The sequence below is a fragment of the Promicromonospora iranensis genome, assembly GCF_028994805.1.
Classification (GTDB): domain Bacteria; phylum Actinomycetota; class Actinomycetes; order Actinomycetales; family Cellulomonadaceae; genus Promicromonospora; species Promicromonospora iranensis.
This window is the reverse complement of the sequence record NZ_JAJQQP010000013.1, coordinates 118,041-130,610: the sequence shown is the minus strand read 5'-3', so window position 1 is coordinate 130,610 and position 12,570 is coordinate 118,041. Positions and strand designations below refer to the sequence as shown.

Below are 12,570 nucleotides of genomic sequence, written 5' to 3'. Positions count from 1 at the left end.
GCTGGCGGCCGATGGCCATGAGGTGAGCGAGGTGCCGCCCGTCTCGTGACCAAGTCAAGGCGATGACGGGGCACGATGGTGATAGCGTTCCTCGCGCGTTCTTGCCTGATCCTGCTCGGACGACGATCCGGACCCGAGAGAGGAAGGTGGGCCTCGTGCACCTCGACGAGCTACGCACCCTCATCGACTCCGCCGCCCCCACGGGCACGAGCGAGCCCTTGCCCGGGGTGTTCCTCTCCCGGCAGACCCGGCCCGGCACACCCGAGGCGTCCACCACGGGCACCACGTTCGCGCTCGTCGCCCAGGGGGCGAAGGAGCTCCGCCTGGGCGACGAGACGCTCTCGTACGGGCCCGGGGACTACCTGGTCACCTCGATCGACCTCCCCGTCATCGGACGGTTCACCGAGGCGAGCCCGCAGGTCCCTGCCCTGGGCTTCGGACTGACCCTCACCGCGGCGGCCATCGCCGAGCTGCTGCTGTCCACGGACGGACCACCCGGCGGCCGGAACCGGTCTCGGCGCGACTCCGCACCAGAACCTGCCCCGAGCTCCCGCCCCGTACTGATCGGCCCGGCCACGCGGGCGCTCGCGACCTGCCGGGCGCCCGCCGAGCTGATCGACGCCGTCGGGCGGCTGGTTCGCCTGCTGGACCGACCACGGGACCTGCCCGTGCTCGGCCCGATGGTGCAGCGTGAGATTCTCTGGCTGCTGCTCACGGGCCCACAGGGCCACATGGTTCGTCAGCTCGGCCTCGCCGACAGCAAGCTCACCCGCGTGGGCCAGGTGGTGCAGTGGATCCGGCAGCACGCCGCCGAGCCGATCCGCGTCGAGGACCTCGCCCGGCGTGCCGGCCTGAGCGTCTCCGCCTTTCATCGGACGTTCCGCGCCGTGACCGGGTCGAGTCCGCTCCAGTTCCAGAAACAGCTCCGGCTGGTGACCGCGCGACAGCTCCTCGCGTCGCAGAGCTCGAGCGTCACGCAGACCGCGTTCGTCGTGGGCTACGAGAGCGCCGCGCAGTTCAACCGGGAGTACCGCCGCCTCTTCGGCGCGCCGCCGGGACGGGACCGGGCAAGGCTCGCCGAGGAGGCCACGGCCGGCTGAGACCTGGCGCCCCCACGGCCGGTAGTGTCCGCGCGGTATGGAGGTCCCGATGGCCACTGATCTGCTCACCTCGGCGCTGACTGCGTTCGACATCGTCCGCACCGGGGACGCCACGTCGGCCGAGGCGAGGTCCGGCGCCGGGGTCCACCGGGTGCGGATCTCTGCCGGGGAGCTGGGATACCTCAAGGTCACTCCCGCCGCGCTGGGCGAGAAGGCGGTCGCCGACGCGGAGCGCGAGCTGCGGTTCTACCGTCAGGTCGCGTCCACCGTCCCGGTGGCGACCCCCACGCTCCTCGGCGCCCTGTCCACACCGGAGGGCATCGCCCTCCTGCTGTCCGACGCCGGGACGGAGCGCCCGCCGTCGGCCTGGACCGGCCAGGACTGGTCACGGCTCGGCCGCGATCTCGCCAGGGTCCACGCCACGCCGGTGCCGAGCGGGGCGTGGGCACGGCCGGATCCGCTGGCCACGGCCGTCAGCACCCTGGACCTCGACCAGGTCCGGGCCTTCTGGACGCCGACCCTGCCGGACCTCGAGTCATGGCTGGCGAACCGGGACCAGGTCATCGCCCGGCTCGGCGCACAGCCAGAAGTCTTCGTCCACGGGGACTGCCACACGGGCAACGTCGTGCACGCCGACCGAGGGCTGGCGTTCTGCGACTGGCAGTCCGCAGGGCTCGGCCGGGCCTCGGCAGATCTCGCCTTCCTCAGCGTCCGGGCCACGCCCGCCGGTGTGCGGATCCCGTCGTCGCTCGTCCGTGACTACCTCGCTCACCGGTCAGCCGACCAGGACCCCGCAGCGCTCCAGGCGACGACCCTGCTCGAGGAGCTGGCCGTCTACGTCTTCGAGTGGCCGCCCTTCGCCGCCTACAACGACTCGGCGGGCGTGGCCCGGGTGCGGCGGCGCGCACGAGCCCTGGCCGACCAGCTCGGCGACGCCGGCATCGACGCCGGGATCGGCCGAGAGCCCGGCTAGGATCCCGGCGTGCTCCGCCCCGCCACCTCCGCCGACCTCGACGACCTTGCCGCGTTCCTCCGCTCCGCCGATCTGACGGTCGCCGCCCTCGCGGAGCCCACCGTGCACCTGTGGCTGGAGCGCGACGAGGCGGGGGCCGTGCGCGCCACCACCGGGTTCGAGCTCGGGCCGACCGGCGAGCACGTGCTGGTCCGCAGCCTCGCCGTCCGCCCGGACCTGCGGGGCGCCGGGGACGGGCTGCGACTGGCTCGCTTCGCCCTGGACCGCGCGGCCGACGCCGGAGCGCGTCAGGCCTGGCTGTTCTCCCGCCGCTCCGGCGGCTTCTGGCAGAAGCTGGGCTTCTCGGGCACGACGACGGACGACCTCGCCGCCGCGCTCCCCGACGCCCACCAGGTGCGCCTCTTCCGCTCGACGGGCCAGCTCGACCGAGAGGTCGCCTGGCACCGGCTGCTGCAGGTCGATGCCGGTCGCGCGCCCACGCCGCACGGTCTCGCCGTATAGGCTCGCCGTATGAGGTCTCCAGAAGCATCCAGGTTCGGGCTGCCGGTACTCCGGTAGCCCGAGATGCCCCTGTAGAGACCGTCGAGGCTCCGCCTCGTCCACCCGTTCGGCCGTGACGTCCGGCGAGCGGGACGCGTCCGCGCATCCGAAGGGCCCCGTAGTGCCGCCCAGGCCTACCCGTTCCCTTTCTCCTCGGAGGCGCTCATGCCTGTCCTGCTCTACGTGCTCGCCGTCGCAGTCTTCGCGCAAGGCACGTCGGAATTCGTCCTCGCCGGGCTCGTACCCGGCATCTCCACCGACCTCGACATCTCGATCGCCCGGGCCGGCTACCTGACCTCGGGCTTCGCCGTCGGCATGGTCGTCGGCGCTCCCCTGACGGCCGCTCTCGGCCGCCGCCTGCCGCCCCGCTGGACCCTGTCGGCGTGCCTGCTGGTCTTCGTCGCCGCACATGTCACCGGCGCGCTGAGCGACCAGTTCGCCGTCCTCCTCGGCACCCGGTTCGTGGCCGCCGTGGCCAACGCCGGGTTCCTCGCCGTCGCACTGTCGACCGTGCCGACCCTCGTCCCGCCGGGCAAGCAGGCCCGGGCGCTCGCCGCGATCCTCAGTGGTACGACGCTCGCCCTGGTCGCCGGCGTCCCCGCCGGGGCATTCCTCGGCGGGCTCTGGGGCTGGCGTGCGGCACTCTGGGCGATCGCCGGGGTGTCGGCGCTCGCACTGGTCGCCGTCGCCGTCCTGACGCCGAGCGGGCTCGGCTCGCGGGAGCCGCACCCGCGCGTGAACCTGCGTGCCGAGCTCGGCACGCTCCGCTCGCCCGCCCTCACGCGGCTCCTCGTGCTCGGTGTGCTGGTGAACGGCGCGACGTTCTGCGCGTTCACTTTCGTGGCGCCGCTCGTGACGGACGCCGCGGGCGTCGACCCGGTCCTGGTACCGGCGATCCTCGCCCTGTTCGGGCTGGGCGCCTTCGGTGGCATCTCGGCCGCGGGCCGGCTCGCCGGCACGCACGGGCACCTCGTGCTCGGCATCGGCACACCGGCCCTCGTGGCCGGCTGGGCGCTGTGGGCGGCGCTCGCCTCGAGCGCACCGGCCGTGTGGGTGCTCGCCCCGGTGCAGGGGGCGCTCTCGTTCGCCGTCGGCGGCACGCTCATCGCCCGCAGCATGGCGGCCGCCCACGGCGCGCCGACCATGAGCGGCGCGTTCTCGACGGTCGCCCTGAACCTGGGCGCCCTGGCCGGGCCGGTGCTCGGGGGCCTCGCGATCGGGCACCTCGGCCTCACCGGCCCCGTCGTCGTCAGTGCGGCCCTGGCCGGGGGCGCCGTCATGCTCTGGTTCGCGGAGGGCCGGCGTGGAGCGGCTACTCCCGTGGGCTGACGTCGTGCGTGCGCTTCCGCGGGCCGACGGGAGCGCACGCGCTTGGCACACTTTTCTGATCGTTCTCCTGAATGCTCAGAGTCGCTACCAGGAAGAACAGCTCCGTCCCGAGGGGTGGACGGTTTTTCGACCACATCGCGGGCATGCTTACGATCCAGGCTCATCATCCAGAGCGGTCGAGAGTCCTGGCTCAACGACACCGCAGCAACCTGCCTCCGGATCGCCAATGCCGGGCAAGGTGCTAACGCCAGGTCCGATGGAGCTGATACGCATGGCAGTCACGCACTCGCACCTTTCCCCCGCCACGGTCCTGGGCTACCCGCGCATCGGCCGACGTCGCGAGCTCAAGCGCGCCGTCGAGGCCTTCTGGGCCGGCCGCACCACGGCCGCCGAGCTGGAGGCCACCGCCGGTGACCTGCGGCTGGCCACCGCGCGCCACCTCGCCGGCCTGGGCCTGGACGCCGGCGCGGCCGCCGTCCCCGGCTCGTTCTCGTTCTACGACCAGGTGCTCGACTCCGTCGCCCTGCTGGGCGCGGTGCCCGAACGGTTCCGGGACCTGGTGTCGGGGGCCTCGACCGGCACGACCGGCACGGGGGCGCTCTCCCTGGAGGGCTACTTCACACTGGCCCGCGGCGAGGGTGACAAGCCGCCGCTCGAGATGACCAAGTGGTTCGACACGAACTACCACTACCTGGTCCCGGAGATCGGGCCGGACACCCCCATCGGGTTCGTGGACGACCGGGCGGTGCGCGAGTTCACCGAGCTCGCCCGCCCGGCGGACGGCGGCCAGGCCGTCGTGACCCGGCCCGCGCTCGTGGGGCCGGTGACGTTCCTGCTGCTCAGCAAGGCGGCCGACAACGCACCCGACGGCTTCCGACCGCTGGACCGGCTCGACGACGTCGTCGCCGCCTACGCCGAGCTGCTGCGCGCGCTGGCCGACGCGGGCGCGCCCTGGGTGCAGCTGGACGAGCCCGCCCTGGTCACCGACCTGCTGGACACCCCGTTCGACGAGGTGTCCGACGCCGTCCGCCGGGCCTACGCGCGGCTCGCCACCGACCTCTCCCCCGCGTCCCGCGCCGAGGGTGCGGGCCCGGCGGAGCGTCCCGCGATCCTGGTGACCGCGCCGTACGGCGACCTGCGCAGCGAGGTCGGCGACGGCCTCGCGCTGCTCGCCGGCACCGACGTCGAGGCCATCGCGATCGACCTCGTCAAGGGCGCCGTGCCCGACGGCCCGCTTCCCGGCCTGGAGACCAAGACGCTGGTCGCGGGCGTCATCGACGGGCACAACATCTGGCGGGCAGACCTCGACGCGCGCCTGACGACGCTGGAGAGCCTGTCCGGCCTCGGCGCGGGCGCCGTCGCCGTCGGGACCTCGACGTCGCTGCTGCACGTGCCGCACGACGTCGCCGACGAGCCCCGCCTCGACCCGGGCCTGAAGTCGTGGCTCGCGTTCGCCGACCAGAAGGTCGCCGAGGTCGTCACGCTGGCGACCGGCCTGACCCAGGGCCGGACGGCGGTCGCCGACACCCTCGCGGAGTCCGCCGCGGTGGTGCGGTCGCGGTCCCAGGCGCCCGGCGTCGTCGTGCCGGAGGTCCGGGACCGGACGGCGGCCCTGACCCCCGCCGACGTCGAGCGCGCGCCGTACGCCGAGCGGGCCGCGGCCCAGCAGGCGAGGCTCAGCCTGCCGCCGCTGCCGACCACGACGATCGGCTCGTTCCCGCAGACGGCGGAGATCCGCCGCACGCGTGCCGCCTGGGTCCGCGGCGAGCTGTCCGACGCGGAGTACACGGCCGCCATGCGCGCGGAGATCGCCAGCACGGTTGCGCTCCAGGAGGAGCTGGGCCTCGACGTCCTGGTGCACGGCGAGCCCGAGCGCAACGACATGGTGCAGTACTTCGCCGAGCAGCTCGACGGCTTCGCGACCACCGTGCACGGCTGGGTGCAGTCGTACGGCTCGCGCTGCGTGCGGCCGCCGATCCTGTGGGGCGACGTGTCGCGGCCCGCGCCGCTGACCGTGGACTGGACGGCGTACGCGGCGTCGCTCACCAGCAAGCCCGTCAAGGGCATGCTCACGGGTCCCGTGACGATCCTCGCGTGGTCCTTCGTCCGTGACGACCTCCCGCTGGGCGACACGGCCGACCAGGTCGCGCTGGCGCTGCGCGACGAGGTGACGGACCTGGAGGAGGCGGGCATCGGCGTCGTGCAGGTGGACGAGCCCGCGCTGCGCGAGCTGCTGCCCCTGCGCCGGTCCGCGCACGCCGACTACCTGGACTGGTCCGTGCGCTCGTTCCGTCTCTCCACCGCCGGCGCGGGTACCGCCACCCAGGTGCACACGCACCTGTGCTACTCGGAGTTCGGTCAGGTCATCGGCGCGATCGACGGCCTCGACGCCGACGTGACGTCCGTCGAGGCGGCGCGGTCCCGGATGGAGATCGTGCCCGAGCTGGCCGACGCCGGGTACGGGCGCGGCATCGGACCGGGCGTCTACGACATCCACAGCCCGCGCGTGCCGTCCGTCGAGGAGGTGACCGAGCTCGTCACGCTCGCCGCCAAGTCGATCGACCCGCGGCTGGTCTGGGTCAACCCGGACTGCGGCCTGAAGACCCGCGCGTACGCGGAGACCAAGGAGTCGCTCCGCAACCTGGTGCGGGCGACCGAGGAGGTCCGCGCGACCCTCTGACCCTCTGGCCCTCTGCAGATGACCCTCTGCACTTCGAGGCCTAAGTTTCTCCGCTCTGAAGCGTTTCAGAAGCGAGAAACTTAGGCCTCGAAGGGGATGCGGGTCGGGGGCCGTCAGGGTGTTCGGGGCGTCAGCCGACGCGCCACTTCTGGGCCGACGTGCCGTTGCAGGTCCAGATCTGCAGCGGGGTGCCGTTCGCACTGTTGCCGTTCGGGACGTCCACGCACTTGTTCGCGAGGATCGAGACCAGGTCCCCCGCCCCGCTGAGCGTGAACCGCTGGGCCGCGTTGCCACTGCAGTTCGCGAGCTGCACGGCCGTGCCGTCCGCCGTGCCGGCCCCCGCGACGTCCATGCACTTGCCGCCGGCCCGCAGCGTGCCGTCGGCGTGGAAGGTCCAGCGCTGCGCCGCCGTGCCGTTGCAGGTCCAGATCTGCAGGCGCTTGCCGTCCGTGAACTCGGAGTTCGGCACGTCGATGCACTTGCCACCGACGCCGACCAGCGCGCTGCCTCCCCCGCCGGACGTCGTGGTGAGCTGGAGCCCGTAGGCACTCAGGATCGGGTTCAGCGGCTGGTAGATGAACCGGCCACCCGACGAGCAGTCGCCGATCCGGCCCGAGGTGACGCCCTGCGCCTGGTCGCCCGACAGCACCGAGCCGCCCGAGTCGCCGCCCTCGGCGCACGCCGAGCCGGTGGCCATGCCGGGGATGTCGCCGTTGCCGTAGTTGATGGTGACGTTCTTCTCCTGGATGACGCCGCAGCGCCAGCCGGTCGTACGGCCCGACCGGCACACCGTCGCGCCGATCCCCTGCTCGGCGGAGCCGGCGACCGCCGCCGTCCCGCCCGCGTAGTTGTTCACCCGCGGGGTGGGCGTCCAGTTGCTGTTGGTCGCCACCCACGCCCAGTCGCGGCCGGGGAAGACCGACGCCCGGTAGGTGCCGAGGGCCGCGCCGTCCGGCGCGTTCACCGGGTTGCCGGCCGCGCCGCAGTGCCCGGCGGTCACGAACCCGCCCTGCACGGCGAAGCCGATCGAGCACAGGGTGACGAACCCGTCGCCGGTCGGCCGGTGGAACTCGTCGCCGCCGCGGATGTCGCGCGCGAGCTCGGGCGCGACCTTCGACCTCTCGACCCGCACGACGCCGGCCGGCAGGTCCGCCTCGGCGATCATCGCCCGGGCCTCGGCGACGTCGGCGGCCTTGACGACGACCTCGTTGGTGGTGGGGTCCGCGTACCAGGAGTGCACGGTGTCGGGGGCGCCCACCTCGTCGAGCGCCTCCTTCCACGACGTGAGCGCCTCGAGGCTGTGGTCGACGACGACGGCGTCGGCGCCCGCGCGCTCGGCCACCCTCGCCGCCGCGGCGCTGGTGACGGCGACGCGCAGGGCGTCGGCGCCGTCGGGCAGCCAGGTCCCCGCGTAGGCCTCGCCGAGCCGGGCGGTGAGGTGCGCCTCGACGATCGCGGCCTCGGCGTCGAGCGCCAGCCGGCCAGGGATCTCGGCCCGCGTGAGCCCCAGGTCGCGCGCCATCGCGCGGACCTGGGCGTCGGGCAGCGTGGTGCCGGACTGCTGGGTGGTGCCGGACTGCTGGGTGGCGGGCGCCTCCGGGGGCGGCGCTGCCCCCGCGGCTCCGGCGCCGGTGAGTGCCGTGCCGACCATCAGCGCGGCGGCTGACAGCGCTATCAAGGAACGGGACGTTCTCAAGGATCGTGACATGGTGTGCTCCTCGTTCAGGCCTGGGGAACCTCGTGTGCCTGGGAGCGTATTGACGCCAGGTCACCACCAGAACGGGTGGGACGGCGTCGTGTGGAAAGTACCTATCAGTCCCTTATGCCCGCCCACGCGGGCGATGCCAGCGCGGCTGGTGTCAGCGCGGCCGCGTCAACGGGGCCGTCGCTCCCCGCTCCCCCGGGGCACCACCCGGGTCGGCAGCACCACGAGCTCCACCGGCCGGTCGCGGTCGGCGGACCGCGCGACGGCCAGCTCCGCGGCCCGGCGGCCCATCTCGACGGCGTCGTACGCCACGACGGTGATGCCCAGCAGGTCGGCCAGCTCGAAGTCGTCGAAGCCCACCACGGCCACCTGGTCGCCGCCCGAGGCGTCCCGCAGCGCCTGCAGCGTCCCGACGGTCGCCCGGTTGTTGGCGGCGAGCACCGCCGTGGGCGGCTCCGGTGCTGCGAGCAGCTCGACCACGAGATCACGGGCGGCCGCGGCGTCGTGCGCGCCCGAGCGGAGCCACCGCTCGGCGTCGGGCACGCCGGCGTCCTGCATGGCCGCGAGGAACTCGGCGCTGCGCTCCTGGTAGGTCCACAGGTGGGGCGCGTCGCCGACGAAGGCGATGCGGCGGTGCCCGTGCGCCAGCAGGTGGTCGACAGCGGCCCGCGTGCCGCCGCGGTTGTCGATGACCACGGTGTCCACGTCCATCCCGGCCGCCGGCCGGTCCACCACGACGACGGTCAGCCCCGCGGCGATCTCGCCCCGTAGCGCCGAGTGGTCGGCGCCCGCCGGCGTGACGATGAGGGCCCCGACGCGCCGTTCGAGCAGCTCGCCCGTCAGCGACCCCTCCCGCTCGGGGTCCTCGTCGGACGACGCCGTCAGCAGCTGCAGCCCGTGCTCCCGCAGCTCGCGCTCGATGCCGCTGGCCAGGGCGGAGTAGAACTCGTTGGCCAGGTCTCCGGTGATGAACCCGACCAGTCGCGAGAAGCCGCCGCGCGCGAGGTCGGCGGCGACCGCGTTGCGCCGGAAGCCCAGCGAGGTGGCGGCGTCGAGCACGCGCTCGCGCGTCGCGTCCGCCACGTTCGGCTCGCGGTTGAGCACCCGGGACGCGGTCTTCAGGCTCACTCCCGCGGCCTCCGCGACCACTGCCAGCGTCGGACGACGAATCATGGTCAGGCCTCCCGGCGCTTGCGCAGCAGCATGTCGATGATGATCGCCAGCAGCAGCACGGCCCCGGTGACCATGTAGCGCGCGGCCTGGTCCACGTTCATCAGCGTGAGCCCGTTGGCGATGGACTGGATGACGAGCACGCCGAGCACCGCGGACCAGGCGCTGCCGCGCCCGCCGAACAGGCTGGTGCCGCCGATGACCGCCGCGGCGATCGCCACGAGGTAGGTGTCGGCGCCCCCGGTCCCCTGGTTGGCGGCGCCCAGCCGGCCGGCGGCGAGCACCCCGCCGAGCGCGGCGAGGGTCGAGCAGACGACGAAGCACAGGACCACCGTGCGCCGTACCGGCACGCCGGCGAGCATCGCGGCGCGCCGGTCGCCGCCGACCGCCCGCACCGACCGGCCCCACCGGGTGCGGCGCAGCAGGACGTCGGTGATCACGACCAGCAGCGCGAAGAGCACCACCGACCAGCCGAGCCCGCGCGCGCTTCCCAGGTACAGGTAGGCCACGATCCCGGACAGCACCGCCGCCAGGACGGCGGTGCGCACGACGATCTGCGGCAGGCTCGCGCAGGCGAGGTCCGCGCGCCGCCGTCGGGCCCGGGCGACGACCTGGAGCACGGCAGAGGCCACGACCGTCCCGCCCACGAGCGCCCACGCGACCCCCGCGGGCAGGAACCCCTGCTGCACCGAGCGGACGAACCACGACTCGAACGGCAGGTTGATCGAGCCGAGCGGGCCGAGCACCCGCAGCTGTACCCCGGCGAGGAACAGCAGACCGGCCAGCGTGAACACGAAGCTGGGCAGCCCGAGCCGGGTCGAGAGCGCACCGTACGCCAGCCCCACCACCGCGCCGCAGGCCAGGGCGACGGCGATCGCGAGCGCCACGGGCCACCCGAGGGTCACGGAGCCGACGGCGACCACCGCCGCGGCCAGCCCGCTCAGCGACCCGACGGACAGGTCGATCTCGCCCACCAGGAGCACGAGCACCACGCCGAGCGCTATGACGCCCACGGGCGCGCTCTGCAGCGTGAGGTTGACGAGGTTCTCCGGCGCGAGGAAGGCCGGGTTGACGGCGCCGAGGATCAGCCAGATGCCGACGAGCGCCGCGACGATCGGCAGCAGGCTGCTGCCGCCGCGCATCCGCTGCCAGACCGCGCCGGACAGGGCGCCGCCCGCGGGCAGCCCGGAGCCTGTGGTGTGCGTCTGCGCGGTCATCGGCGCACCGCCCGGTTCGGGCCCGGGTGCTTGGCGCCGGGCCGGACCGCCCCGGGCCGGACCGCGCCGGTCATGGCGGCGAGCAGGTCCTCGTAGGACGCGTCGCCGTCGAACACGTCGTGCACGCGGCCGAGCCGCAGCACCAGGATGCGGTCGGCGACGGCCTGCAGGTCGCCGGCCTGGTGGCTGACCAGGACGACGGCGTGGCCACGCTCGCGCAGCCGGACGATCAGGTTGAGCACCTCGGCCGTCTGGCGCACGCCGAGCGACGCCGTCGGCTCGTCGAGGACGACGACGCGCGGCGAGCCGAGCAGCGCCCTGGCCACCGCGACGACCTGGCGCTGGCCGCCGGACAGGGCGCGGACCGGTTCGCGCACGGTGGGCACACTGGCGGCGAGCTGGTCGAGCAGGCGCCATGCCTCGCGTTCCATGGCGACCTCGTCGAGCAGGGGCCCGCGGCGCGTCTCGTGCCCGAGGAACAGGTTCTCGACGACGTCCAGGTCGTCCACGAGCGCCAGCTCCTGGAAGACGGCGGCGATGCCGAGGGCCCGGGCGGCGGCGGGCGAGCCCAGCACCACGGGCCGCCCGTCGAGCAGCACCTCGCCCGCGTCGGGCCGGTAGGCGCCGGCCAGGACGCCCGCGAGGGTGGACTTGCCCGCGCCGTTGTCGCCGACGACGGCGAGGACCTCGTGCTCGTGGACGTCCGCGTCGACGTCGACCAGGGCGCGGACGCCGCCGAACCGCTTGGACACGCCGCGCAGGGAGAGGATCGGGTCGCTCATGACGCCTCCTGCCCGATGAGGCCCGCGCGCTCGCACGCGGCCTCGTACGCGGGCACGCAGATCTGCTCGGTGGAGTAGACGCGCCCGTCGACGATCACGTGCTGGACGTCGGCGGCGGCCACGGCGCGGGGCGCCAGCAGCATCGTGGGCACACCCTTGATGACCACCGCCGCACGGGGGTCCTCGCCGCGCAGCAGGCGCACCGCGAGCTCGGCGGCGGTCTGGGCCTGCTGGTCGGTCGCCTTGTAGACGGTCATGTACTGGTCGCCCGCGAGGATGCGCTGCACGGCGGCGAGCTCGCCGTCCTGCCCGGTGGTCACGGGCACGGGGTCGAGGCCCGCGGCCTTCGCCGCGGCGATCGCGCCGCCCGCTATGCCGTCGTTGGCGGCGAGGATGCCGTCGACCTGGCCCGGGTACCTGGTGAGCATGGCCTCGGTCCACTCGGTCGCCTTGTCCGGGCTCCAGTCAGGCGTGTAGTGCTCGGCGAGCACGTCGATGTCCTCTCCCTCGAGGGCGCGGCGGGTGCCGGCCGCGATCGCGAGCGCGTTGGGCTCGGTCGCCGAGCCGTGCACCAGCAGTACTCCCGGCCGCTCGCCGTCGGCCGTGTCGCCGACCCTCTCGTTGACCGCCCCGACCAGGGCCGAGCCCAGCAGGAAGCCGATGAACTCGTAGTCGTACGACACGTAGTAGTCCGCGCCGTCCACGAACCGATCGTAGGCGATGACCTGTGCACCCAGCCGCTCGGCCTGCACCACGATGCCGGCCGCGGCGACGGTGTCCACGGCGTCGAGCACGAGCACGTCGGCGCCCTGTGCGAGCATCGACTCGGCCTGCTGGAGCTGCGCGGCGGCGTCCTGCCCCGCGTTGGCGTACAGGACCGTGCAGCCCGGGCAGCGGCGGTCCACGACGGAGACGAAGGTCGGGCGGTCGGACGCCTCGTAGCGGGCGGTCTGGGCCTCCGGCAGGAGCAGGCCGATGGTCCCCTCGGGTGCGGCACCCTCGGCGGCGGCCTGGCCACCAGCCCCCCCGCTGGAACACCCCCCCAACCCAAACAAAAGCCCAACCCCCACAACC

Annotated in this window: 10 protein-coding genes and 1 riboswitch; of the genes, 5 read left to right on the top strand and 5 right to left on the bottom strand. The window is 73.9% G+C overall.

The window, feature by feature from the left end; translation table 11 throughout:
• The first annotated feature begins 155 nt into the window (after positions 1 to 155).
• The 5 genes from LUM46_RS21230 to metE all read left to right on the top strand — a co-directional run bounded on the left by LUM46_RS21230 (position 156) and on the right by metE (position 6,622).
• Complete coding sequence (locus LUM46_RS21230) at positions 156 to 1,100, top strand: AraC family transcriptional regulator (RefSeq protein ID WP_274996710.1); 945 nt, start codon at positions 156 to 158, stop codon at positions 1,098 to 1,100.
• A 49-nt stretch (positions 1,101 to 1,149) separates the two neighbouring features.
• Positions 1,150 to 2,073, top strand: a complete 924-nt coding sequence (locus tag LUM46_RS21225) for a phosphotransferase family protein (protein WP_274996709.1) — start codon at positions 1,150 to 1,152, stop codon at positions 2,071 to 2,073.
• 9 nt (positions 2,074 to 2,082) lie between these two features.
• A complete protein-coding gene (locus LUM46_RS21220; RefSeq protein ID WP_274996708.1) occupies positions 2,083 to 2,574 on the top strand; it encodes a GNAT family N-acetyltransferase in 492 nt (163 codons plus the stop codon).
• 204 nt (positions 2,575 to 2,778) lie between these two features.
• A complete protein-coding gene (locus tag LUM46_RS21215) occupies positions 2,779 to 3,942 on the top strand; it encodes a Cmx/CmrA family chloramphenicol efflux MFS transporter (protein WP_274996707.1) in 1,164 nt (387 codons plus the stop codon).
• Between the two features lie 160 nt (positions 3,943 to 4,102).
• A riboswitch (SAM riboswitch) is annotated at positions 4,103 to 4,205 on the top strand.
• A gap of 8 nt (positions 4,206 to 4,213) precedes the next feature.
• The gene (gene metE / locus LUM46_RS21210; RefSeq protein WP_274996706.1) at positions 4,214 to 6,622 is read left to right on the top strand and encodes a 5-methyltetrahydropteroyltriglutamate--homocysteine S-methyltransferase; all 2,409 of its coding nucleotides are present in this window, start codon (positions 4,214 to 4,216) and stop codon (positions 6,620 to 6,622) included.
• Positions 6,623 to 6,752: 130 nt separating this feature from the next.
• On the opposite strand, the gene LUM46_RS21205 is transcribed toward metE, so the two are convergent.
• The 5 genes from LUM46_RS21205 to LUM46_RS21185 form a co-directional block, all read right to left on the bottom strand.
• Positions 6,753 to 8,300 carry an RICIN domain-containing protein gene (locus tag LUM46_RS21205; protein ID WP_274996705.1) on the bottom strand — a complete coding sequence of 516 codons (1,548 nt, stop codon included), beginning with the start codon at positions 8,298 to 8,300 and terminating at the stop codon, positions 6,753 to 6,755.
• A gap of 195 nt (positions 8,301 to 8,495) precedes the next feature.
• Entirely contained in the window at positions 8,496 to 9,500 is a 1,005-nt protein-coding gene (locus LUM46_RS21200) for a LacI family DNA-binding transcriptional regulator (protein ID WP_274996704.1), read from the bottom strand.
• A gap of 2 nt (positions 9,501 to 9,502) precedes the next feature.
• Positions 9,503 to 10,714: a sugar ABC transporter permease gene (locus LUM46_RS21195; RefSeq protein ID WP_274996703.1), complete on the bottom strand. Its 1,212-nt coding sequence runs from the start codon at positions 10,712 to 10,714 to the stop codon at positions 9,503 to 9,505.
• Entirely contained in the window at positions 10,711 to 11,496 is a 786-nt protein-coding gene (locus tag LUM46_RS21190) for an ATP-binding cassette domain-containing protein (RefSeq protein WP_274996702.1), read from the bottom strand. Before LUM46_RS21190 ends, LUM46_RS21195 begins: the two co-directional genes overlap by 4 nt.
• Positions 11,493 to 12,542, bottom strand: a complete 1,050-nt coding sequence (locus LUM46_RS21185; protein ID WP_274996701.1) for a substrate-binding domain-containing protein — start codon at positions 12,540 to 12,542, stop codon at positions 11,493 to 11,495. The genes LUM46_RS21190 and LUM46_RS21185 overlap by 4 nt, the downstream gene beginning before the upstream one ends.
• Positions 12,543 to 12,570 lie beyond the last annotated feature (28 nt).